The organism is Nonomuraea sp. NPDC050202 (assembly GCF_040656115.1).
Classification (GTDB): Bacteria; Actinomycetota; Actinomycetes; order Streptosporangiales; family Streptosporangiaceae; genus Nonomuraea.
The window spans coordinates 410,318-433,475 of sequence record NZ_JBFALF010000001.1; the positions used below are offsets into that span (position 1 = coordinate 410,318).

22 protein-coding genes and 1 riboswitch are annotated in these 23,158 nt (G+C 72.9%); all 22 genes read left to right on the forward strand.

Features of this window, described 5'->3' with window-relative positions; translation table 11 throughout:
* Positions 1–34: 34 nt before the first annotated feature.
* The 22 genes from AB0I79_RS02110 to AB0I79_RS02215 all read left to right on the forward strand — a co-directional run bounded on the left by AB0I79_RS02110 (position 35) and on the right by AB0I79_RS02215 (position 23,155).
* The gene (locus tag AB0I79_RS02110; RefSeq protein ID WP_357865935.1) at positions 35–886 is read left to right on the forward strand and encodes a dihydroorotate dehydrogenase electron transfer subunit; all 852 of its coding nucleotides are present in this window, start codon (positions 35–37) and stop codon (positions 884–886) included.
* Positions 876–1,853, forward strand: a complete 978-nt coding sequence (locus tag AB0I79_RS02115) for a dihydroorotate dehydrogenase (RefSeq protein WP_052424271.1) — start codon at positions 876–878, stop codon at positions 1,851–1,853. Before AB0I79_RS02110 ends, AB0I79_RS02115 begins: the two co-directional genes overlap by 11 nt.
* A gap of 25 nt (positions 1,854–1,878) precedes the next feature.
* Positions 1,879–2,571: an orotidine-5'-phosphate decarboxylase gene (pyrF, locus tag AB0I79_RS02120; RefSeq protein ID WP_357865936.1), complete on the forward strand. Its 693-nt coding sequence runs from the start codon at positions 1,879–1,881 to the stop codon at positions 2,569–2,571.
* A gap of 428 nt (positions 2,572–2,999) precedes the next feature.
* Positions 3,000–3,323, forward strand: coding sequence for an integration host factor, actinobacterial type (gene mihF / locus AB0I79_RS02125; protein WP_020541698.1), 324 nt, complete (start codon positions 3,000–3,002; stop codon positions 3,321–3,323).
* A gap of 100 nt (positions 3,324–3,423) precedes the next feature.
* The gene (gene gmk, locus AB0I79_RS02130; protein WP_357865938.1) at positions 3,424–4,032 is read left to right on the forward strand and encodes a guanylate kinase; all 609 of its coding nucleotides are present in this window, start codon (positions 3,424–3,426) and stop codon (positions 4,030–4,032) included.
* Between the two features lie 4 nt (positions 4,033–4,036).
* Positions 4,037–4,306, forward strand: a complete 270-nt coding sequence (gene rpoZ / locus AB0I79_RS02135; RefSeq protein WP_080041099.1) for a DNA-directed RNA polymerase subunit omega — start codon at positions 4,037–4,039, stop codon at positions 4,304–4,306.
* 8 nt (positions 4,307–4,314) lie between these two features.
* Complete coding sequence (gene coaBC / locus AB0I79_RS02140) at positions 4,315–5,505, forward strand: bifunctional phosphopantothenoylcysteine decarboxylase/phosphopantothenate--cysteine ligase CoaBC (RefSeq protein ID WP_357865940.1); 1,191 nt, start codon at positions 4,315–4,317, stop codon at positions 5,503–5,505.
* 138 nt (positions 5,506–5,643) lie between these two features.
* The gene (locus AB0I79_RS02145; RefSeq protein ID WP_357865941.1) at positions 5,644–5,967 is read left to right on the forward strand and encodes a hypothetical protein; all 324 of its coding nucleotides are present in this window, start codon (positions 5,644–5,646) and stop codon (positions 5,965–5,967) included.
* 128 nt (positions 5,968–6,095) lie between these two features.
* Complete coding sequence (metK, locus tag AB0I79_RS02150) at positions 6,096–7,283, forward strand: methionine adenosyltransferase (RefSeq protein ID WP_357865943.1); 1,188 nt, start codon at positions 6,096–6,098, stop codon at positions 7,281–7,283.
* A gap of 346 nt (positions 7,284–7,629) precedes the next feature.
* Positions 7,630–10,269, forward strand: coding sequence for a primosomal protein N' (locus AB0I79_RS02155; RefSeq protein ID WP_357865944.1), 2,640 nt, complete (start codon positions 7,630–7,632; stop codon positions 10,267–10,269).
* Positions 10,270–10,318: 49 nt separating this feature from the next.
* Positions 10,319–11,788, forward strand: coding sequence for a hypothetical protein (locus AB0I79_RS02160; RefSeq protein ID WP_357865945.1), 1,470 nt, complete (start codon positions 10,319–10,321; stop codon positions 11,786–11,788).
* Positions 11,789–11,825: 37 nt separating this feature from the next.
* Positions 11,826–13,163, forward strand: a complete 1,338-nt coding sequence (locus tag AB0I79_RS02165) for a hypothetical protein (protein WP_357865946.1) — start codon at positions 11,826–11,828, stop codon at positions 13,161–13,163.
* A 72-nt stretch (positions 13,164–13,235) separates the two neighbouring features.
* Complete coding sequence (gene def / locus AB0I79_RS02170) at positions 13,236–13,784, forward strand: peptide deformylase (protein WP_357865948.1); 549 nt, start codon at positions 13,236–13,238, stop codon at positions 13,782–13,784.
* Between the two features lie 4 nt (positions 13,785–13,788).
* Positions 13,789–14,715, forward strand: coding sequence for a methionyl-tRNA formyltransferase (fmt, locus tag AB0I79_RS02175; RefSeq protein ID WP_357865950.1), 927 nt, complete (start codon positions 13,789–13,791; stop codon positions 14,713–14,715).
* Between the two features lie 63 nt (positions 14,716–14,778).
* A complete protein-coding gene (locus AB0I79_RS02180) occupies positions 14,779–16,380 on the forward strand; it encodes a transcription antitermination factor NusB (protein ID WP_357865951.1) in 1,602 nt (533 codons plus the stop codon).
* Between the two features lie 102 nt (positions 16,381–16,482).
* The gene (locus tag AB0I79_RS02185; RefSeq protein WP_357865952.1) at positions 16,483–17,487 is read left to right on the forward strand and encodes a phosphatase PAP2 family protein; all 1,005 of its coding nucleotides are present in this window, start codon (positions 16,483–16,485) and stop codon (positions 17,485–17,487) included.
* A gap of 12 nt (positions 17,488–17,499) precedes the next feature.
* Positions 17,500–18,162 carry a ribulose-phosphate 3-epimerase gene (rpe, locus tag AB0I79_RS02190; protein ID WP_357865954.1) on the forward strand — a complete coding sequence of 221 codons (663 nt, stop codon included), beginning with the start codon at positions 17,500–17,502 and terminating at the stop codon, positions 18,160–18,162.
* A 35-nt stretch (positions 18,163–18,197) separates the two neighbouring features.
* A complete protein-coding gene (locus tag AB0I79_RS02195; protein ID WP_357865957.1) occupies positions 18,198–19,007 on the forward strand; it encodes an oxygenase MpaB family protein in 810 nt (269 codons plus the stop codon).
* A gap of 77 nt (positions 19,008–19,084) precedes the next feature.
* Positions 19,085–19,215, forward strand: a riboswitch (FMN riboswitch).
* Positions 19,216–19,327: 112 nt separating this feature from the next.
* On the forward strand, positions 19,328–20,689 hold the full coding sequence (ribD, locus tag AB0I79_RS02200; protein ID WP_357865959.1) for a bifunctional diaminohydroxyphosphoribosylaminopyrimidine deaminase/5-amino-6-(5-phosphoribosylamino)uracil reductase RibD: 1,362 nt from the start codon (positions 19,328–19,330) through the stop codon (positions 20,687–20,689).
* 2 nt (positions 20,690–20,691) lie between these two features.
* Entirely contained in the window at positions 20,692–21,282 is a 591-nt protein-coding gene (locus tag AB0I79_RS02205; protein ID WP_357865960.1) for a riboflavin synthase, read from the forward strand.
* Entirely contained in the window at positions 21,279–21,941 is a 663-nt protein-coding gene (locus AB0I79_RS02210; protein WP_357865962.1) for a nicotinamide mononucleotide transporter family protein, read from the forward strand. Before AB0I79_RS02205 ends, AB0I79_RS02210 begins: the two co-directional genes overlap by 4 nt.
* Positions 21,938–23,155 carry a bifunctional 3,4-dihydroxy-2-butanone-4-phosphate synthase/GTP cyclohydrolase II gene (locus tag AB0I79_RS02215; RefSeq protein ID WP_357865964.1) on the forward strand — a complete coding sequence of 406 codons (1,218 nt, stop codon included), beginning with the start codon at positions 21,938–21,940 and terminating at the stop codon, positions 23,153–23,155. The genes AB0I79_RS02210 and AB0I79_RS02215 overlap by 4 nt, the downstream gene beginning before the upstream one ends.
* The last annotated feature ends 3 nt before the right edge of the window (positions 23,156–23,158 follow it).

Here is a 23,158-nt window from a genome sequence, read left to right on the forward strand (position 1 = left end):
GCACGGGAGGTGAAGACGTCTGGCCGGCACACCGGTGCAGGTGACGGGCACGGTGCTGACGACGCGCCGGGTCGACGCCTACCATGCGCTGACGGTGGTGGCGCCCGGCATCGCCGAGCGTTACCGCCCCGGCCACTTCGTCTCCGTGGCGGTGGGCGGGCCGTACACGTCGATGGTGACGCGCCGCGCGCTGTCCATCCACGACGTGAAGGCCGACTACGGCGGCACGGTCGAGCTCGTCTTCACCGTCCGCGGGTCCGGCACGGCCTGGCTGGCCGAGCGGCGCGCCCGTGACACGCTCGACCTGGTAGGGCCGCTCGGGCGGCCCTTCCCGCTGCCGCGCGACCCCGTCCACTGCGTGCTGGTCGGCTCCGAGTACGGCTCCGCCGTGCTGTTCCCGCTGGCCGACGCGCTGCTGGCGCGGGGCTGCCGGGTGGACTTCGTGCTCGGCGGGGCCGGGGCGGAGCGGGTGTTCGGCGCGATGCGGGCACGCAGGATCGCCGAGACGACCACGCTGACCACCGAGGACGGCTCGCTGGGGCTGCGCGGCAGGGTCACCGACGCGCTGCCCGCGGTGATCGCCGACACGCGGGCCGACGCCGTGTACGCCTGCGCGCCCATGGAGACGTTGCGGGCGGTGACGGCGGTGGGGATGGAGTTCGACATCCCGGTGCAGGTGGCGGTCGAGGAGGCCATGGCCTGCGGGATCGGGGTGTGCATGACGTGCGTGCTGCCCGTCATCGGCGACGACGGGGCGACCAGGATGGTCAGGGCGTGCGCCGAAGGGCCGGTGTTCCGGGGGGAGCGGGTGCGCTTCGAGGACGTGGGAACGATCCCGTTCGACGCGCTCGGCGCCCCCGGAGGCGGTGCACGACATGTCAGTTGATATGCGGACATTTCTGGCGCATGTGGAGCTCGCGAACCCCATCACCACCGCCGCCGGCTGCGCCTCCTCGGGGCGGGAGCTGGCCCAGTTCTTCGACCTGCACCGGCTCGGCGCGCTGACCACCCGCTCGATCACCATGGCCCCGCGCGCCGGCCGGCCCACGCCGCGCATGGCCGAGACGCCCTCGGGCATGCTCAACGCCGTCGGGCTGCAGGGGCCGGGCATCGAGGCGTTCCTGGAGCGCGAGCTGCCCTGGCTGGCCCAGCGCGGCATCAAGACCATCGTCTCGATCGGCGGCGGCACCGTCGCCGAGTACTCCGAGCTGGCCCGCAGGCTCGCCGACGCGCCCGGGGTGACCGCGCTGGAGGTCAATCTCTCCTGCCCGAACATGGAGGACCGCGGGCGCGTCTTCGCCCGCGAGGGCAGCGCCGCGGCCGAGGTGATCGCCTCCGTGCGCTCCATCATGCGCTACGACGTGCCGGTCGTCGCCAAGCTCGCGCCCGACGTGGCCGACATCGTCTCCGTCGCGCGCGCCTGCGTGGACGCCGGGGCCGACGCGCTGTCCATGATCAACAATCCGCTGGGCATGGCCATCGACACCGAGGCGCTGCGCCCCTCGCTCGCCGCCGTCACCGGCGGGCTGTCGGGGCCGGCCATCCTGCCGCTGGCCGTGCGGTGCGTCTGGCAGGTGCACGCGGCCCTGCCCGGGGTGCCCCTGATCGGCGTCGGCGGCGTCATGACGGGCAGGGACGCCTTCCAGCTCGTCCTGGCGGGCGCCTGCGCGGTCGGAGTGGGCACGGCGCTGTTCCACGACCCCTACGCCTGCCTGCGCATCGAACGCGAGCTTGAGGAGCTCCTGAGGGCCCGCGGCTTCCAGCGGCTGGCCGACGCCGTCGGCCTGGCGCACCGCCCGCCGGGGAGCGCGCCCCGGCACCTGCTAGTCGACACCGAGGAGAGCACGCCTTGACTCCCGAGACCCTGGAGAGCACGTCTTGACCCCCGCACCGATCGCCGTCGCTCTCGACGCTCCCGACCTGGAGACCGCCGCCCGGTGGGCCGCCCTGGTCACGCCGCACGTCAGCACGGTCAAGGTGGGCCTGGAGCTCTACCTGCGCTACGGGCCCGACGTGATCGCCTCCGTGCGCGGGGCCAGCGGCGTACGCGTGTTCCTCGACCTCAAGCTGCACGACATCCCCAACACCGTGGCCGGGGCCGCGCGGGCGGTGGCGCGGCTGCGGCCCTCGATCCTGACCGTGCACGCCGCCGGCGGGCCCGCGATGATCAGGGCGGCCGTGGAGGCCGCGCCGCACACCCAGATCGCCGCCGTGACCGTCCTGACCTCGCTCACCGAGGGCGACCTGGAGCGCATCGGGCTCGCCGGGCCGGCCGACTCCGCCGTGCGCCGCCTGGCAGCGCTGTCGGTCGAGGCGGGCGCCACGGCGCTCGTGTGCTCGCCCAACGAGGTCTCGGCGGTGCGCGCCGAGGTGGGCGAGGAGATCACGCTCATCACCCCCGGCGTGCGCCCCACGGGGGCCGCCACGCAGGACCAGATGCGCGTCGCCACGCCGGAGCAGGCCCTGGCCGACGGCGCCGACCTGCTCGTGATCGGACGGCCCATCACGGGCTCGGCCGACCCGGGAGCGGCGGCGGCGGCCATCGCCGCCTCGCTGCGCCGCGCGGTCTGAGGCGCGCCGTCTGAGCCACGCGCCACCTGAGGCGCACGCCGGCTGGGAAGCGCCCGGCCGGGAAGCGCGTCGCCCGGGCATGCGTCGCGCGCCGCCTGCGCCACGCCTGCCGGGCCCTGCTCACAAGATCATAATGCATCCGCGGACGATCGCGTGACGTGGTTTCGGCCCAGGTGTGGGGCGGGTTTCGGACATCGGCGGGATGCGAGCCGGTGAGCGTCCTTGCGTTTCGCGACACCGGCGCGAGCCGACGCGCGAAGGGGGAAGTGAGGGCGATTTGATCAGCACAATGTGATTTTACGACCACGCACAGTGATGAAGTGGATTTTGTGGCGAGAGAAACCGCTCTTGACGTTGCTTAGGGGGCGATGACCAGCTAGTTTCCCTTCCCGTCCGAGTACATCGACAGAAATTCGAGGTGACCCGGCGTGGCTCTTCCTCCCCTGACCCCTGAGCAGCGCGCCGCAGCCCTGGAGAAGGCTGCCAAGGCCCGTAAAGAGCGTGCCGAGGTCAAGAACCGGCTCAAGCATGGCGCGGTTTCTCTGGCTGAGGTGCTCAAGGATGGGCAGACCGACGACGTCATCGGCAAGATGAAGGTGTCGGCCCTGTTGGAATCGCTCCCCGGCGTGGGCAAGGTCCGCGCCAAGCAGCTCATGGAGCGGCTTGCCATCGCCGAGTCCCGCCGCGTGCGGGGCCTCGGCGCGAACCAGAGGGCCTCCCTCGAGCGCGAGTTCGGTGGCAACGAGAGCTAATCTCTGTTCCACACGAAAGCGCAGGTTCAACGGGGGGTAGGAAGTGACCGACAGGTCCTGGTCCGGCGAAGTCAGTGCCCACGAGGCGGTCGGACCGGAAGTGGAAGTCGACTTCCCGCCCTTGAGCGAACGGCGGCTGACGGTCCTCTCAGGGCCGTCGGGCGTCGGCAAGTCCACGGTCGTCGCCGAGCTCCGGCGGGCGCACCCCCAGGTGTGGCTGTCGGTCTCGGTGACCACCAGGAGGCCCCGTCCCGGCGAGGTGAACGGGGTCCACTACTTCTTCGTCGACGGCGAGGAGTTCGACCGGCTCGTGGAGTCGGGCGAGCTGCTCGAGTGGGCGGAGTTCGCGGGCAACCGCTACGGCACGCCGCGCGAGCCGGTGCTGAAGAAACTCGCCGAAGGCGTGCCGACCCTGCTCGAGATCGACCTCGAGGGCGCCAGGCAGGTGCGCAGGAGCATGCCGGAGGCGCTGCTGGTGTTCCTGGCCCCGCCCACCTGGGAGGAGCTGGAGAAGCGGCTGCGCGGGCGCGGCACCGAGCCGGAGGACGTCATCGCGCGCCGGCTGGAGGCCGGGCGGGTCGAGATGGCCGCCGAGTCGGAATTCGACCTCACACTGGTGAACACGAGCGTCCAAGACGTGTGCCACCGGCTGATAGCCTTGATGACTGACCCTCAGGGGGTCACGACAACCACCAACCGAGAGGTCTGACATCGTGGCAGGCACCACCCCGGCCGCGGAGGGCATCACCAACCCGCCGATCGACGCGCTGCTCGACATCGTCGACAGCAAGTACTCCCTGGTGATCATGGGCGCCAAGCGCGCTCGCCAGATCAACGCCTACTACTCCCAGCTCGGCGAGGGCCTGCTGGAGTACGTCGGGCCGCTGGTCGAGACGCACGCCCAGGAGAAGCCGCTGTCCATCGCGCTGCGAGAGGTCTCCGAGGGCCTGCTCAACGCCGAGCCCATCGAAGGCGCGGCCTGACCCCTTCGATGCAGGTCGTCCTGGGCGTCAGCGGCGGCATCGCCGCGTACAAGGCGTGTGAGCTGCTGCGGCTGTTCACCGAGTCGGGCCACGGGGTGCGGGTCGTGCCGACCCGCGAGGCCCTGAAGTTCGTGGGCGCGCCCACGTGGGCCGCCCTGTCCGGCAACCCCGTGTCGCCGGAGGTGTGGGACGACGTCCACGAGGTGCCGCACGTACGGATCGGCAAGCGGGCCGATCTCGTCGTCGTGGCGCCGGCGACCGCCGACGTGCTGGCCAAGGCCGCGCACGGGCTGGCGGGCGACCTGCTCACCAACACGCTGCTGACGGCGACGTGCCCGGTGGTGTTCGCGCCGGCGATGCACACCGAGATGTGGCAGCATCCCGCCACGCAGGCCAACGTCGCGACGCTGCGCGAGCGGGGCGCCGTCGTGATCGACCCGGCGGTGGGCCGGCTCACCGGCGCCGACACCGGGCCCGGCCGGCTGCCCGATCCCGCCGAGATCTTCCAGGTCTGCCTGCGCGTGCTCCGTGGCAGGCCCCTCGACCTGGCCGGCCGCAAGGTCGTCGTCTCCGCGGGTGGCACCCGCGAGGCCATCGACCCCGTGCGCTACATCGGCAACCGCTCCTCCGGGCTGCAGGGTTACGCCCTGGCCCGTACGGCGGCCGCCCGGGGCGCCGAGGTCACGCTCGTGGCGGCGAACGTCACGCTTCCCGACCCCGCCGGTGCGAAGGTGGTGCGGGTCGAGTCCGCGGCCGAGCTGCGCGACGCCGTGCTCGCCGCCTCCACGGGAGCCGACGTGGTGGTCATGGCCGCCGCGGTGGCCGACTTCCGCCCCGCGACGCGGCACGACGCCAAGATCAAGAAGACCGACGGGGAGCCCGAGGCCATCCACCTCGTCAAGAACCCCGACATCCTCGCCGAGCTCGGCGAGCGCCGCCGCCTGGAGCCCGGCCCCCCGGTGATCGTGGGCTTCGCGGCCGAGACGCACGACGTGCTGGCCAACGGGCAGGCCAAGCTCGCCCGCAAGGGCTGCGACCTGCTGGTCGTCAACCAGGTGGGAGAGGGTCTCGCCTTCGGCACCCCTGACAACGCGGCCACCGTGCTGGTGGCGGGCGGGGATCCGGTGGAGGTGCCGTTCGGGCCCAAGGAGGATCTCGCCGACGCCGTGTGGGATCTGGTCGCCGTACGCCTCGGCTGAGTCGGCGGAAAATCGTACAAAGCGTACAGACCTGATTACTCGATCACCTGTTGCAACAAACCTCTGTGCCTGCGGATACTTGGGGGCAAGGGGGTTGGGATGCCGGTGGGTTCCGCTGTCAGGGAGCGTTGCAGAACGTTGCTCGGCGACCAAGGGGAGATCCATTACGTCTTCCCCGCGTTCTCCGAGGGTCCGGCGGGGACGGGCAACTTCTTGATCGTGGTCACCGGCACGGCCATCTCCGTGCTGGCCACGAGAACGCTCAGGACCGACAGGCCGGTGTCGGTTTTCGCGGAGTTTCCCCGGCACACCAGGCTCGGTCCGATCCTGCCGGGACACGTTCTCGAGCTCGGCTCGATCGTGTTCGAGTTTGATGAGGAGTACGCCGCTGTGGTGTCGGCCGCGGACGCGGAGATCTTCGCCCCGGAGATCCTGCCGGCCGATCCCCTGCCCGAGCTCTGATGGGAGACATATGGTGGACAGTTTCGCGACCTGGCGCCTGGTAGGGCTAGACTTCGGCGAGGCCCAGCCGTGCCCATTGGTCCCGGGCCTTACATCCGTCAGCAGCCGCTGCATGAGGAGCCACTGAGTTGTCACGTCGCCTGTTCACATCCGAGTCGGTCACCGAGGGCCACCCGGACAAGATCGCCGACCAGATCAGTGACGCGATTCTCGACACCATGCTCAAGGACGACCCCAAGAGCCGGGTCGCCGTCGAGACGATGATCACTACCGGCCAGGTTCACGTCGCAGGCGAGGTCACGACCGAGACCTACGTCGACATCCCCGGCGTCATCCGCGAGAAGATCCTGGAGATCGGCTACGACGCCTCCCACAAGGGCTTCGACGGCGCCTCGTGCGGCGTGTCGGTGTCCATCGGCGCGCAGTCGCCCGACATCGCCCAGGGTGTCGACGACGCCTACGAGCACCGCGTCGACGGTGACGGTGACGAGCTCGACCGCCAGGGCGCCGGTGACCAGGGCCTCATGTTCGGCTACGCCTGCCGCGAGACCCCCGAGCTGATGCCGCTGCCGATCACGCTCGCCCACCGGCTGGCCCAGCGCCTGTCGGCGGTGCGCAAGAGCGGCACGGTCCCCTACCTGCGCCCCGACGGCAAGACCCAGGTCACGATCGAGTACGACGGCGACACGCCCGTCCGCCTCGACACCGTGGTGGTCTCCACGCAGCACGCCGCGGAGATCGACCTCAAGGAGATGCTGGCGCCCGACATCAAGGAGCACGTGGTCGACCCCGTGCTCGCGGACCTCGAGCTCGACACCGAGGGCTACCGCCTGCTGGTGAACCCGACCGGCCGCTTCGAGATCGGCGGCCCGATGGGCGACGCCGGCCTCACCGGTCGCAAGATCATCATCGACACCTACGGCGGCATGGCCCGCCACGGTGGCGGCGCCTTCTCCGGCAAGGACCCGTCCAAGGTCGACCGCTCGGCCGCCTACGCCATGCGCTGGGTCGCCAAGAACGTCGTCGCGGCCGGGCTCGCCGACCGGTGCGAGGTGCAGGTGGCGTACGCGATCGGCAAGGCGCAGCCGGTGGGCCTGTTCGTCGAGTGCTTCGGCACCGAGAAGCTGGCGGTGGAGAAGATCCAGGAGGCCGTGCTGCAGGTGTTCGACCTGCGGCCCGCCGCGATCATCCGCGACCTCGACCTGCTGCGGCCGATCTACTCGGAGACCGCCGCGTACGGGCACTTCGGGCGCGAGGGCTTCTCCTGGGAGTCCACCGACCGCGCTGAGGCCCTGCGGACCGCCGCGGGTCTGTGACGGCTCACACTCGTTGACCGGTGCCGCCTGAGGGGCGGCACCGGTCATTCGCGTGATCGAGGCAGCACCCGGTGGTGTGACCGGGGGAGCGCCGGGTGGCGTGACCAAGGGCCTGCAGGGGTGGTGCGGCCGAGGGCGTGCCGATCGGTGTGGCTGAGGGCGCACCGGTTCTGGGCATGCCTGAAGGGCGGTTCCGGTCCGCATGCGCGCGTCTTCCAGCGTGCGCTCTTCGGCGGGCGTGCGGCCCCCGTGATTGCTGCCGCGGTGGCTTCGCCGTCGCGTGGGCCCGGGCTCGGCGCTCACGTCGCGGGCGTGGGCGCGGGCATGGGTCTGGTAGACCTTTTGCGTGACCCCTTCCTCCGACGACGCGCTCCTGCCGCTCGAAGCCGTGCGGCCCGCGGCGTCGTCGAAGGACACCAAGGGGGCGCCCGTCCCCGCCCCCGAGAACCCCGTGGCCAGGGTCGTGGTGGACAGCCCGCTGCCGCACCTCGACCGGCCCTTCGACTACCTCGTCCCCGAGCCCATGCACGAGACGGCCGAGCCGGGGGTGCGGGTGCGGGTGCGGTTCGCGGGCAAGCTCGTGGACGGGTTCCTGCTGGAGCGGGTGCCGGAGAGCGAGCACGAGGGCAGGCTCACCCCGCTCGAACGCGTGGTCTCGCCCGAGCGGGTGCTCACCCCGGAGATCGCCGGCCTGGCCAGGGCGGTGGCCGACCGGTACGCGGGCACCCTGACCGACGTGCTCCGCCTGGCCATCCCGCCCCGCCACGCCAAGGCCGAGTCGGAGCCCCCGAAGACCGACGTGCCCGCAGGCCCCCAGGGCCAGGCCCCGGACCCGTCAGCACGTCCATCAGCGGCCCCGACCCCGACCGGCGCGACCCCGACCCCGGCCTCGAGCGCGGCCGGCGCAACACCGACCTCGACCCCGACCGCGACCGGCGCGGCCCAGCCCACGGCTGCGAGCGCTGCGGCCCCGGCCCCCGCGTCCCGGCCGACGCCCGAGCGTTCCCCGGCCCAGGCTGGAGCCCTCCCCTCCGCGCCTCAGCCCGCGCCTGTGAGCGCGGCGGGCCAGACGCCTAGCGCGACCGGCGTGGGCCCGACCTCCGCGTCCCAGCCGACGCCCGAGCGTTCCGCGGCCCAGGCCGCAGCCTTGCCCCCCGCGCCTGTGCGCTCGGCGGGCCAGGCCCCGGGCGCGGCCGGCGCGGCCCAGGCCGCCAGCGCGTGGGACGCGTACCCCACCGGGCCCTCCTTCCTCGATGCCCTGCGACACGGCCGTGCGCCCCGGGCCGTGTGGTCAGCGTTGCCCGGGGCGCGGGGATGGGCGGGAGCCGTGGCCGAGGCGGTGCGGGCCACGCTGGACGGCGGCAGGGGAGCGGTCGTCGTGGTCCCCGACGGCAAGGACGTGGCGCTGGCCGACGCCGAGTTCGGGCGGCTGCTCGGCCCCGGCAGGCACGTGGCGCTCACCGCCGACCTGGGCCCCGCTGAGCGGTACCGGCGGTGGCTGAGGGTGCTGCGGGGCCAGGTGCGGGCCGTGGTGGGCACCAGGGCCGCCATGTTCGCCCCCGTCGCGGAGCTCGGCCTGGTGGTCATCTGGGACGACGGCGACGACCTGCACTCCGAGCGCCTGGCCCCGTACCCGCACGCCCGCGAGGTGCTCGGCCTGCGTGCCCACAGGACCGGCGCGGCCATGCTCATCGGCGGCTACGCCCGCACGGCCGAGGCCACCCAGCTCGTCGCGAGCGGCTGGGCCAGGCCGATCGTGGCGGCGCGCACGACGCTCAGGACCCTGGCCCCCCGCGTACGCCCGGCGGGCGAGGACGCGGAGCTGGCCAAGGACCAGGCCGCCCGGCAGGCCCGCCTGCCCAGCATCGCCTGGCGCGCCCTGCGGGTCGGCCTGGAGAGCGGCCCGGTGCTGGTGCAGGTGCCCAGGCGCGGCTACCTGCCCGCCCTGGCATGCCAGCACTGCCGCGCTCCCGCCCGCTGCGTCCTGCCCCCGACCCGCACCGGCCCCCGGTCTCCTGAGCCGGCTCACGCCCATGCGCACGCCGCACCGGGCGCGCAGGACGGTGCCTCGCCGACAGGGCAGGCACAGATCGCGCTGGGCAGCCCGGAGCAGGGGCCAGGCGGATCCGGCGGGTCCGGTGGGTCTGGCGGGCAGGGGCCACGCGGGTCCGGCGGGCAGGGGCCAGGCGGGTCCGGTGGGTCTGGCGGGCAGGGGCCGCGGTGCCATGGGCCGCTGGCGCTCAGGGGCGGCCACGCGGCGCCGTACTGCCGCTGGTGCGGCAGGGTGGACGCCGACTGGCGGTGCCCGTCGTGCGGCAGCCCGCGCCTGCGTGCCGTCGTCACCGGCGCCAGGCGTACGGCGGAGGAGCTCGGCAGGGCCTTCCCCTCCGTGCCGGTGCGGACCTCGGGACGCGACGGCGTGCTGGCGACCGTGCCCGCCACCCGCGCGCTGGTCGTCGCGACCCCGGGAGCGGAGCCCGTGGTGGAGGGCGGTTACGCGGCGGCCGTGCTGCTGGACGGGTGGGCGCTGCTGGGGCGGGCGGACCTGCGGGCGGCCGAGGAGACCGTGCGCCGCTGGATGAACGCCGCGGCCCTGCTGCGCCCCGCCGCCGAGCTGGTCGTGCTCGGCGACGCGGCGCTGCCGGCCGTACAGGCGCTGCTCAGGTGGGACCCGATCACGCACGCGGAGCGCGAACTCGGCGACCGCGCCGAGCTGGGGTTCCCGCCGGCGGTGCGGATGGCCACGCTCACCGGCGCGGCCAGTGCGGTCAGGCAGATGCTCGACGAGGTCCGCCTCCCGCCCGACGCCCAGGTGCTCGGCCCGGTGCCGGTGGACGAGTCCGGCCAGGAACGCGCCATGATCCGGGTACGGAGGGCAGGGGGAGCGGCGCTGGCCGCCGCGCTCAAAGGGGCCAGTGGGGTGCGTGCGGCCAGAAAGACACCAGATGTCGTGAGGGTGAGTGTCGACCCGCTCGACCTGATTTAGACCGTTTCCCCGATTCGCTCATCTGTTGGTCACCCGTTAGCGTGCCCCTGTGTCGATCGAATGGGTGAACCGGGCCATCGACGACCTGCGTGCATGGGGGCGTGCGCGGGAAGTCGAGGTGGACGCGGACGAGGTCCGCCTGCTCTGCGACTACGCCAGCGACTACCTCAACGTCAACGAACTGGGTGATTTCACACCTGAGACCTTCGACGAGCTGCTGCTGTCCATCTACCCGCGCAAGGTCATCGCCCCTCCGGAGAGCGCGCCGGAGACCATCGCCGCCGCCCGCACCCTCGTCGACTTCCTCGACGAGGCCGCCCAGGTGAGCGGCGACACGGCCGCGCGGATGCGCGAGCGGCTCGACGACATCGCGCCCCGCATGGCCGAGGCGCTCGCCGACACCTCGAACTTCGGCATGGCCAAGAGCCTGTTCAGCTCCATCGGCCCCGAGTCGCTCGAGCAGTCGATCCCCATCCCCTCCGGCGAGCTGCCCGACCTGGGCGAGGCGCCCTGCGACTGCCCCGGCTGCACGCCGCTGCCCGCCGTGCGGCTGGCCGCGCCGGAGGAGCTGCGTGCCGCGCTGGAGAGCGTTCCGATGCTGGCGGAGGAGCCGCTGCCCGGCGGCGGCGATCCGCTGGCCGCCTGGGCGCGGCGCGTCGCCGACCTGCTGGAGCAGGACACCGGCGGCGCGGTCACCGGCTCGGCGGAGCTCGACGAGGGGCTCTACGACCTGTTCGACATGATCTACCGGCTCCAGGTGCGGGTGCCCGTCACCGTGATCGGCGAGTACCTCGACGAGATCGCCGGTGAGGGCGACGTCGACCTGGCCACCGTGCTGGGCCGGCTGGAGCGTACCGGAATGATCAGGGTCGACGGCGACTGCGCGGAGCTGACGCCCCTGGGCGTCTGGGCGCTGCGCGAGCACTACCTCTCGCTCGGCGTCGACGCCCCCCAGGCGCCCGACCTGGCCGAGGCCGACGCGCGCGGGCTCATCGAGGGGCTGCTCGACGGCGTGCCCACCGAGATCGCCGAGGACGACATCAGCCGCTGGCTGTCCGGCAAGGAGCCCGGCGAGGCCGCCGCGGAGCTCCTGGCCGCCGCCTCCGGCGCGCCCGCGGTGGCCCGCGGCATCGCCATCACCATCGTCGACCGCCTGGGCGCCGAGGCCGAGCCCGCCGTCCGCGGCTACCTGGAGGACCAGGAGCTGCGCCCGCACGCCATACACTGGCTGGCCGCCAGGAAGCTGCCCGCGCCGTCGCTCACCCAGGAGGAGCTGCTCTGGGTCAGCGTCGACATGCTGGCCCTGGCCATGCCCGCGGCCGAGGAGGACCCCGAGATCTTCGCCGAGAACATGGCCGCCTCCGGCCCGCCGGCCCACCTCATCGAGGAGATGTGGCGGGTCGACCACCCCGACGTCGTCGAGGTCCTGGAGCTGCTCGGACGGTCCATCCCCGACGGCACGGTGTCCAAGGCGGCGCGCAAGGCGGCGTTCAAGGCCCGCTCCCGAGGCATCCGTTGAGTACGCTCATGTGACCGGTGTGCAGTAAGTTTCGTGGGTGGCAAACAACGTCTTCGACCTCGCCGAGCTGCGCAAGCTGATCGATGAGCAGGCCGCCGTGCCTCCACGGCCCCCTGAGGAGACTCACGTGGAGCATGAGGCGCTGACGTTCCCGCCGGTCCTGCTGGCACCCGACGCCGAGCTGGCGAGGGCGGTGCCCGTCGTGCCGCTCGTGGCCGACGCCATCAGGCTCACCACGTGGACGGGCGAGCGCCAGGTCACCCCCGGCGGGCACCTGACCGAGGCCGACGCCGCTGCCGCCGCGCAGGAGCTCGGCCTGCCCGCCTCCCGCCTGCGCCTGATCTGGATCGTCGCGGTCAACACCGGCCTGCTGCAGATCCTGGGCGGCCGGGCCTCGCGGGGGCCGCTGTCGATGCAGCTCACGGTCGAGGCCACGCTGGAGTTCTGGGACGGCGTGGTCATGGACGTGCTCGACCGCGCCGACGAGGGCCTGACCGGCTCGGCCGTGGTCGACGGTCACCTGGCCGAGATGCTGGCCACGATCTACTCCGTACGGTCGGGAGTGGCCACCGCCAACCTCGCCCGCGGCATCCTGCAGTCCCACGAGGTGGCCTGCGCGCCCGGCCCCGCCGAGATGCGTAAGATCGCCGCCGCGCTGCCAGCGGAGCTGCTGGAGGCGCTGTCGCTGCTGACGTACTGCGGGCTGGTCGAGCAGACCGCCGCCGGCCGCACCGCGCTCACCCCGCTCGGCGTCTGGGCCATCCGCCGCGACCTGCTGCGCGAGGGGCACGACGCGCCGACCACCGCGGAGGTGGAGGTGTTCGCCGACCTGTCGGCGGCCGAGCTGGTGGAGGCGCTGGTCAAGGGCAGCGCCACGCAGAGCGCGGTGGCCGGCTGGCTGGAGCGCCGCTCGCCCGAGTCGGCCGCCCGCGACCTGATCGAGATCGCCGCCTCCGGCACGGCCGGGCAGCGCGGCGCCGTCGGCGCGATTCTCGAGGAGCTCGGGCCGGAGGCCGAGGCGCCGGTCAGGCAGGCGCTGGAGCATCCGCTGATGCGCCGCTACGCCGCCTCCTGGCTGCACATCCGCGACCTCGAGGCCCCCACGCTCAGCCCCGAGGACCACACCTGGATCGCGGTCGACTCGCTGGCGGCCCTCATGCACCTGTCGGGCCCCGCCGCCGGCCGGATCGACCCGCCCGAGCCGGGCGAGGACCTGATCAAGCTGGTCGGCGACATGCCGGCGGTCGGCCATCCCGACACGATCGCCGTCCTCGACATGCTGGCCGCCGCCCACGACGACCAGGCCGTGGTCAAGGCTGCGCGCAAGGCCGCGATGAAGGCCCGTTCGCTGGAGCACGCCCGCCAGAGCGGGTAGTCGGCCCACCTGATCGGGCCCGGACCTGCACTAAACTGGGCTGATCCACGCTTGAGAACGGAGTGAACCCCCTTGGCGATCCAGTCGATCCGGCTGTTCGGAGATCCGGTGCTGCGCACCCCGGCGGCCCCGGTCGTCGACTTCGACAAGGAGCTGCGCAAGCTGGTCAAGGACCTGACCGACACGATGATGGACGCCCCGGGCGCGGGCCTGGCGGCCCCGCAGATCGGCGTCGGGCTGCGGGTGTTCACCTACTACGTGGACGACCAGCTCGGCCACCTGATCAACCCCGACCTCGACCTGTCCGCCGAGCTCGACGAGGAGGGCGAGGAGGGCTGCCTGTCCTTCCCCGGCCTGTCGTTCCCGACGCCGCGCGCGATCCGCGCCGTGGCCAAGGGCTTCAACATGCACGGCGAGCCGGTCACGCTGGAGGGCACCGACCTCATGGCACGCTGCTTCCAGCACGAGACCGACCACCTCGACGGCATCCTGTTCATCGACCGCATGGATCCCAAGCAGCGCAAGCTGGCCATGAAGGCCGTACGCGAGGCGGAGTGGAGCGGCCTGTCCGCTCCCGTGATCAAGGTCTCGCCCCACGCCACCGGCGGAAAGGCACTCTGAGAGCATGCGTCTGGTCTTCGCGGGCACGCCCGAGACGGCACTGCCGTCACTGCGCACCCTGATCGACTCGCCCCGGCACGAGGTGGTGGCGGTCGTCACCCGCCCCGACGCCCAGTCGGGCCGCGGCCGCAGGGTCCACCCCTCGCCGGTGGCCGAGCTCGCGGAGGAGGCGGGCATCGAGGTGCTGCGCCCGCAGAAGGCCGGCGACCCCGCCTTCCTCGACCGGCTCCGGGCGCTGGAGCCCGACTGCTGCCCCGTGGTCGCCTACGGCGCCCTGCTGCCGCAGTCGGCGCTCGACGTGCCCCGGAACGGCTGGATCAACCTGCACTTCTCGATCCTGCCCGCCTGGCGCGGCGCCGCGCCCGTCCAGCACGCGATCCTGCACGGTGACGAGATCACCGGGGCGAGCACGTTCCAGATCGTCAAGGAGCTGGACGCCGGGCCCGTCTACGGCGTCGTGACCGAGGAGATCCGCCCCTCCGACACGAGCGGGGCGCTGCTGGAGCGGCTGGCGGTGTCGGGCGCCGGGCTGCTCGCCGCCACCCTCGACGGGGTCGAGGACGGCGCCCTGGAGGCCCGCCCGCAGCCCGCCGACGGCGTCACGATCGCTCCCAAGATCGCGGTGGGCGACGCGCGGGTCGACTGGGCCAAGCCCGCCATGCACGTCGATCGGCTGATCCGGGCCTGCACCCCCAACCCGGGGGCGTGGAGCGAGTTCCGGGGGCAGCGGATGAAGGTGGGGCCCGTGCGGGTGGTGGCCGGGGAGCGGCTGGCGCCCGGGCAGGTCCTCGCCACGAAGACCGCTGTGCTGGTCGGGACGGCCAGCGACGCGGTGGAGCTGGGTGAGGTGCAGCCGCAGGGCAAGCGGTTGATGGGGGCCGTGGAGTGGGCCCGCGGGGTTCGCCCCGAAGGCGATGAGGCCTTCAAGTGACCGAGCGGGCCGGATCATCGGGCCGGCGGCGTGGCGACCGGGTGCGAGCGAGAGTTTGAGGCGATGAAGACCAGGGGGCAGCAGGGGCCCGGCGGCAGGGGCGGCGACAACCGTGCGGGAAGGCCGCGCAGGCCGTCGCGTGACCCGGCGCGCAACGCGGCCTACGACGTGGTGCGCGCGGTGGACGAGCGCGACGCGTACGCCAACCTGCTCCTGCCGCGGCTGCTTCGCGAGCGCGGCATCAAGGGCCGCGATGCCGCGCTGGCCACCGAGCTCGCGTACGGGACGCTGCGCGGGCTCGGCACCTACGACGCCATCATCGAGATGTGCAGCGACCGCGCGCCCGACCCCGACGTGCGCGACGCGCTGCGGATCGGCGCCCACCAGCTGCTGCGCATGCGCGTGCCCCCGCACGCGGCCGTCGGCACCACCGTCGATCTGGTACGCCTGCGCATTGGCCAGGGGGCCGCCAAGTTCGTCAACGCGGTGCTGCGCAAGATCGGCTCCAGGACGCTGGAGGAGTGGGTGCCCATCGTGGCGCCCGACCCGGCCGACGACCCGGTCGGGCACCTCGCGGTCGCCTACGGTCACCCCCGCTGGATCGTCTCCGCCTTCCGCGACGCGCTCGGCACGGCCGATGAGATGACCGACCTGCTCGACGCCGACAACGCCCGTCCCCTGGTGACGCTCGTCGCGCGGCCGGGGCGCAGCTCGGTGGAGGAGCTGGAGGAGGCCGGCGCCGTCCCGGGGCGTTACTCCCCGTACGCCGCCTACCTGCGCGAAGGCGACCCCGGGCAGATCGAGGCCGTGGCCGAGACGCGCGCGGCCGTCCAGGACGAGGCCAGCCAGCTCGTGGCGCTCGCCCTCACCCGGGTGCCGGTGGACGGCGACGGCGACGAGCTGTGGCTCGACATGTGCGCGGGGCCCGGCGGCAAGGCCGGGCTCCTGGACGCCATCGCCACCCACGGTGATCTCGCCGGGCTGGACGAGGAGGCCCGCCGGCGCGCGGCCGGCGGCACGAGCAGCGCCGGCGCCGAACCGGGCCCTGCGATGCACGCCGGCGCCGAGGCAGGCTCTGCGATGCACGCCGGTGCCGAGGCGGGCTCTGCGATGCACGCCGCCGCCGAGGCGGGGTCGGCGGGCGACGGCGCTGCTGCCGAGGCCTTTCCCGGCGGGGCGCGGTTGCTGGCCGCCGACGTCCAGCGGCACCGGGCGCGGCTCGTCTGGGAGACGACCAGGAACGCGTCCGTGGTCACCGCCGACGGCACCGAGCCCGCGTGGCGGCCGGGGGTCTTCGACCGGGTCATGCTCGACGCGCCCTGCACCGGGCTCGGCGCGCTGCGGCGGCGGCCCGAGGCACGCTGGCGGCGCGATCCGGCGGGCATCGCCGAACTGGGCAAGCTGCAGCGGCGGTTGCTGGAGACGGCGCTCGACGCCGTGCGGCCGGGTGGCGTCGTGGCCTACGTGACGTGTTCCCCGCACCTGGCAGAGACCCGGGTCGTGGTGGGCGACGTCCTGGCGCGCAGGAAGGACGTCGAGCAGCTGGACTCCCGCGACTACCTGCCCGGGATCGAGGGGCTCGGCGACGGGCCGCACGCCCAGTTCTGGCCGCACCGGCACGGCACCGACGCGATGTTCCTGGCCCTGCTGCGCAAGATCGCCTGACGTGTTTCGTGGTCCTGCTGCGTGAGATCGCCTGAGGTGTTCCTGGTCCCGCTGCGCAAGATCGCCTGACGCGCCGCCCGTCCGTGTGATCCGATCGGAAACGTGGATTTTCTGGACGACCTTCACCTGGCGGAGCTGGGACCGATCATCTGGCTCCAGAGCTGGCCTGACGCCGTCCGGCCCGTGCTGGAGCTGGTTTCGGTGTTCGGCACGGACACGTTCTTCCTGCTCTGCCTGCCCCTGCTCTACTGGTGTGTCAACCCGGCGCTCGCGCTGCGGCTCGGGTTCACCGTCCTGGCGGCCGCCGCTACGAACGCGATCGGCAAGCTCGCCGTCCACCAGCCCAGGCCGTACTGGATCGACCCCAGGATCCACCCGTTCTCCGTCGAGGGGGCCTTCGGGCTGCCCTCCGGGCACGCGCAGACCGGTACCGCGGGCCTGGGGCGGCTCGCCATGGCGGCGGCGAGGCCGTGGGCGTGGTGGGCGGCCGGGGCGATCGTCGTGCTGGTGTGCCTGAGCCGGGTGTATCTGGGCGTGCACTTCATCTCGGACGTGGTCGTCGGCGTGCTGCTCGGGCTCGTGGTGCTGCTGCTCGTCCGGCGGCTGGAACGGCCGGCGACGGCCTGGTGGCGCGGGCGGCCGCTGTGGGTGCAGCTCGCCGCGTCCGCGGTGCTGTCCGGCGCGATGATCGGCGGCGCGGCGCTGGCCAACGCGCCGTACGCCGGGTGGGTGGTGCCGGCGGGCTGGAGCTCCGCGGGGACGATCGACCCCGAGAGCATGGACACCGTCGTGACTCTGGCGGGGGTGTTGCTGGGCACGCTGGCCGGGGCGTCGATCATGTACCGGCTAGGGTGGTTCGACGCGGGCGGGTCGCTCGGGGCGCGGGCCGGGCGGTGGGTGATCGGGACGGTCGTGGCGGTGCTCATCTGGTACGCCGAGCGCGAAGTGCTGCCGGAGGGAGCCGTCGGCACGTACGCGGGGTATGCGGTGCTGACCCTGTGGGTGCAGGTGGGGGCGCCGGTGCTGTTCATCAGGCTCGGGTTGATGGCCCGGCGGGAGAAGGAGTCTCAGGGCGCCGGGCGAGGGCGGGGCGGCGCGGGTCACTAGACTAGGGGGATCATGGCCGTACAGATCTCGCCCAGCATCCTCGCCGCCGACTTCGCCAGGCTCGCCGACGAGGCCGCCGCCGTGCCGAACGCCGACTGGCTGCACGTCGACGTCATGGACTACCACTTCGTGCCCAACCTGACCCTTGGGCTGCCCGTGGTCGAGGCGCTGCGCAAGGCGACCGACACGCCGCTCGACTGCCACCTCATGATCGCCGACCCCGACCGCTGGGCGCCGCAGTACGCCGAGGCGGGGGCGGGCAGCGTGACCATCCACGCGGAGGCGGCCAAGGCGCCCATCCGCACGCTGCGCGAGATCCGCTCGCTCGGCGCCAGGGCGGGGCTCGCGCTCAATCCCGCCACCGCCGTCGAGCCGTACGAAGACCTGCTCGGCGAGGTCGACATGCTGCTGCTGATGACCGTGGAGCCGGGGTTCGGGGGGCAGAAGTTCCTCGACGTGGTGCTGCCGAAGATCCGGCGGGCCCGCGAGCTGATCGGCCGGCACGGCGGCGGGGTCTGGCTGCAGGTCGACGGGGGCGTGGACGCCGGCACCATCGAGCGGTGCGCCGAGGCGGGGGCCGACGTGTTCGTGGCCGGCAGCGCCGTGTACGGGGCCTCCGATCCGGGGGCCGCGATCGACGAGTTGCGCGCCGCCGCCGATCGCGCCATTTCCTGACATGAACCCGGCATCACCTGGGTAATTCTTCACTTATGGGCGACCATGGGATCTTCGGGCCCCGCTCGGTGACGTGGCGGGTGATGGGCGAGCCGATCCTGCTCGTGGGTGGCATCCGCGCGCTGCTCATGCAGGGGCTGCATCCGAGGGCGATGCGCGGGGTGCTGCAGAACTCCGCGCTGATGGATCCGCAGGAGGCCTGGTCCCGGTTCGTACGGACCACCGAGTTCGTCCGCGTGCGCACCTACGGCACCCATGCCGAGGTCGAACGCGCCGGCCGCCGCGTACGGAAGATCCATGCCAAGCTGACCGCGTACGACCCCGACACGGGGGTCACCTTCCACCTCGACGACCCCGACGCGCTGCGCTGGGTGCACGTGGGCGAGGTGGACTCGTACCTGTCGGTCGCCCGCCGCGCCGGGGTCGGGCTGTCGGACGAGGAGGCCGACACGTTCGTGGCGGAGTGGCGCAGGGCCGCCGAGGTCGTGGGGCTGGCGGCGGCGGACGTGCCCGGTTCGGTGGCGGAGCTGCGCGACTACATCGAGGCCGAGCGTCCCGGGCTGCGTTTCGTGCCCGAGGCCGCGCATCCGCTGCGCCTGTCGCTGAACGCCCCGCTGCCGCGCCTGCTCACGCCGCTCAAGCCGGCGATGCCCGCGCTGACGCTGCTGGCGTTCGCGACGTTGCCGCGCTGGGCGAGGAGGTTGTACGGGCTGCCCGCCACGCCGGTCGGCGACCTGTGGGCGACCGCCACGTTGCGGACCCTGCACACCGGGCTCGGCCTGGTCCCGGGGCACGTCCGCTACAGCCCGGCGGCGCGGCGCGCGCACCGGCTGATGGCTGCCTGAAGCGAGCGCTTGGTTGTTTTTGCGGGGGTGGTCGCGTGCTCGGTCACCGGCATGGCAAACTGGTATGCGAAGAGAGCTAGCGTGCTCCGGGGTCGGTGAAATTCCGAACCGGCGGTGACAGTCCGCGACCCGGCCGATGCCATCGGCCGGTTGACCCGGTGAAATTCCGGGACCGACGGTTAAAGTCCGGATGGGAGGAAGCGCGCGAGGTGTCCGGTGTCCCAGCCGGGCGCCTGCCGTGATGCGTGTGCCGCATCATGGCGAGAAATCCCCCGGGGCCCGCCGTGGCTTGGAGCTACTGGCGAGTAGGAGACCCGGGGTTGGAGACACCCGCGCAGGACGCCGCCCACATGGCGCGCGCCGTCGAGCTGGCCGCGCACGGGCACGGCACCACCAGCCCCAACCCCGTCGTCGGCTGCGTCGTGCTCGACGCCGCCGGGCAGGTCGTGGGCGAGGGCTTCCACGCGTACGCCGGCGGGCCGCACGCCGAGGTCGTCGCGCTGGCACAGGCGGGGGAGCGGGCGCGCGGCGGCACCGCGTACGTGACGCTGGAGCCCTGCGACCACACCGGCAGGACGGGGCCGTGCAGCCGCGCGCTGCTGGCGGCGGGGGTGGCGCGGGTGGTGATCGCCGTGTCCGACCCCAACCCGAAGGCGGCCGGTGGAGCGGCACGGGTGCGGGACCATGGCGTGGCCGTCACGACCGGGGTCCTCGCCGGGGTGGCCGAGCGGGTCAACGAGGAGTGGCTGACCTGCGCGCGGCTCGGGCGGGCCCACGTGACCTGGAAGTTCGCCGCCACGCTCGACGGGCGGTCGGCGGCCGAGGACGGCACCAGCAAGTGGATCACCTCGCCCGAGGCCCGGGCGGACGTGCACCGGCTGCGAGCCGCCTCCGACGCGATCGTCGCCGGGATCGGCACCGTTCTGGCCGACGACCCCCAGCTCACCGCCCGCCCCACCGCCGAGGTGCGGGCAGCTGTGGAGCTCCCGGCCGTGGCGGCGCAGGAGGCTCTGGAGCGCTCCGGCGGCGTGCCGGGGTCGGGCGCCGCAGGGCGGGAGGGCACCGCGGGGTGGGAGGGCGCCGCGGGGCGGGAGGGCGCCGAGGCACCTGACGGCCGTGACGGGAGCGAGGGCGGTGCGGGAGGTGCCGATGGGCACGCCGCCGCGGGAGGCGATGGCGGGCGGCCCGGAGGCGATGGCGGGCGGCCTGGAGGCGCGGGCAGGGATGCGGGCCCAGGCGGGCGGGTGCCGTTGCGGGTGGTGGTCGATGCCGACGCCAGGACGCCCCAGTCGGCCCGCGTCCTCGACGACCAGGCGCCCACCCTCATTGCCGTGGCCGACGACGCCGACACCCGGCTGAAGGCCGATCTGCTTCGCCTGCCCCGCCGCGACGGCGGTCTCGACCTGGAGGCGCTGCTGCGGGAGCTGGCCGCGCGCGACGTGGTGAGCGTGTTCCTGGAGGGCGGGCCGACGCTGGCCGGCTCGTTCGTGCGGCGGGGGCTGGTCGACCGCGTGGTGGCGTACCTGGCTCCGGCGTTGCTGGGCTCGGGGCGGGCCGCGCTGGGCGCGGCCGGGGTGGGCACGATCGGCGAGCTCCACCGCCTGACATTTGACGAAATTTCCCCCATAGGGCCGGATGTACGGCTTATTGCCCGGCCCCTCACCCAACGAGGCAGGGAGTAGTGATGTTCACCGGAATCATTGAGGAAAAGGGCGAAGTGGTGGCCATCGAGCAAGCGGGCGGCGGCGCCCTGCTGTCGGTGCGCGGCCCGATCGTCACCTCCGACGCCAAGCACGGCGACTCGATCGCCGTCAACGGCGTGTGCCTCACGGTCGTCGAGGTGAAGGACGACGTGTTCACCGTGGACGTGATCAAGGAGTCTCTCGACCGCAGCTCCCTGGGCGGCCTCGCCGAGGGCTCCGCGGTGAACCTGGAGCGCGCCGTACGCGCCGACCAGCGCCTCGGCGGGCACATCGTGCAGGGCCACGTGGACGGCACCGCCGTCCTGATGTCCCGCGACCCCGGCGAGAGCTGGGACGACCTGCGCTTCTCCCTGCCCGAGCCGATCGCCCCCTACGTCGCGGAGAAGGGTTCGATCGCCATCGACGGAATCAGCCTGACGGTGACGACGGTTGACGACGACAGCTTCGGCGTGAGCCTCATCCCGACCACGCTGAAGCTGACCACGATGGGCGAGCGGCGGGTGGGTGACGTGGTCAACATCGAGGTGGACGTGATCGCGAAATACGTGGAGAGGCTGGTGGTCAGGCGATGAACTGGCTCAACGCCGGATTCGAGATATTCAACACGCATGTGCTCTGGACCGACCTGGTGGGCAACATCGCCGCCCTGGCCACGGTCCTGCTCGCCATGCGCACGTCGATGTGGACGTGGCCGGTGCAGTTCGCCGGGGCGGTGTTGTTGTTCGCCGCCTCGATCAACGCGCACGTCACCGGCAACGCGCTCAAGCAGGCGCTGTTCGCGGGCCTGGCGGTCTACGGCTGGTGGGCCTGGCGGCGCGGCACCCAGAACGGCGGGCAACTGGCGATCAGGCCCGCCCACTGGTGGGAGCGGTCGATGCTGATCGCGGTCATGCTGGTGGGCACGGCCGTCATCGGGCTGCTGTTCTACGTGACGGGCCTGTCCTGGGGGGCTTCGGTGCCGGGGGTCAAGGGTATGGCGCTGGTGGCCGCCGACGCCTACATCTTCGTCGGCAGCGCGATGGCCACCTGGGCGCAGGGCAGGGCGCTCGTGGACTTCTGGATCGTGTGGGTGGCGGTGGACCTGGTCGGGGTGCCGCTGGCGTTCAGCTCGGGGCTGGTGGTCTCCGGAGCGGTGTATGGGGTGTTCTTCGTGCTGGTCCTGGTCGGGTTCGTGAAGTGGTTGCGCGAATACCGTACGGGACCCCTGGGCGTGGCGGCGGTGGCGCAGTGAACGACATCAAGCTCGACCCGATCGAGCGTGCGATCGAGGACATCCGCAACGGCAGGCCCGTGGTGGTCGTGGACGACGAGAACCGGGAGAACGAGGGCGACCTCATCTTCGCCGCGGCCAAGGCCACGCCGGAGCTGTGCACGTTCACGATCAGGCACACCAGCGGCATGATCTGCGTGGCCATGGAGGGCAAGGAGCTCGACCGGCTCGGCCTGCCGCTCATGGTCTTCCACAACAAGGAGCGCATGCGCACGGCGTACACGATCACCGTGGACGCCCGCGACGGCGTCACCACGGGCATCTCGGCGGCCGACCGGGCCAAGACCATCCGCACGCTGGCCGACTCGGCCACCGAGCCCAACGAGCTGGTCCGCCCCGGTCACGTCTTCCCGCTGCGCTACCACGAGGGCGGCGTGCTGGCCCGGCGCGGCCACACCGAGGCGGCCGTCGACCTGGCCAGGCTGGCCGGGCTGTCGGCGGCCGGCGCGCTGGCTGAGGTGGTCAACGACGACGGCACCATGGCCAGGCTGCCCGAGCTGCGCCGCTTCGCCGACGAGCACGATCTGGCGCTGGTCTCCATCGAGCAGCTCGTCGACTACCGGCGGCGGGCCGAGAGCATGGTCACCAGGGTCGCCGAGACGCGGCTGCCGAACACGTACGGGATGTGGCGGGCGTACGGGTACGCCAGCGCGCTCGACGGCGGCGAGCACGTCGCGCTCGTCTACGGCGACCTGGCCGGCGGCGAGAACATCCTGGTCAGGGCGCATTCGGAGTGCCTGACGGGCGACGTGTTCGGCTCGATGCGGTGCGACTGCGGGGTGCAGCTCGACAACGCCATGTCGGCCATCGCGCAGGAGGGCCGCGGTGTGATCGTCTACCTGCGCGGGCACGAGGGCCGGGGGATCGGCCTGCTGGCCAAGCTCAAGGCGTACAGCCTGCAGGACAACGGCAGCGACACCGTCGACGCCAACGTGGAGCTGGGGCTGCCGATCGACGCGCGGGAGTTCTCCAACGCGGGGCAGATCCTGGCCGACCTCGGGGTCAAGTCCATCCGGCTGCTCACCAACAACCCGGCCAAGCTCAAGGGCATGGACGGCTACGGCATCAAGGTGCTCGGCCGCGAGCCCATGCCGGTGGCCATGAACCCGTACAACGAGCGTTACCTGAAGGCCAAGCGCGAGCGCCTCGGCCACGACATCTCGGAGGCGTCATGATCG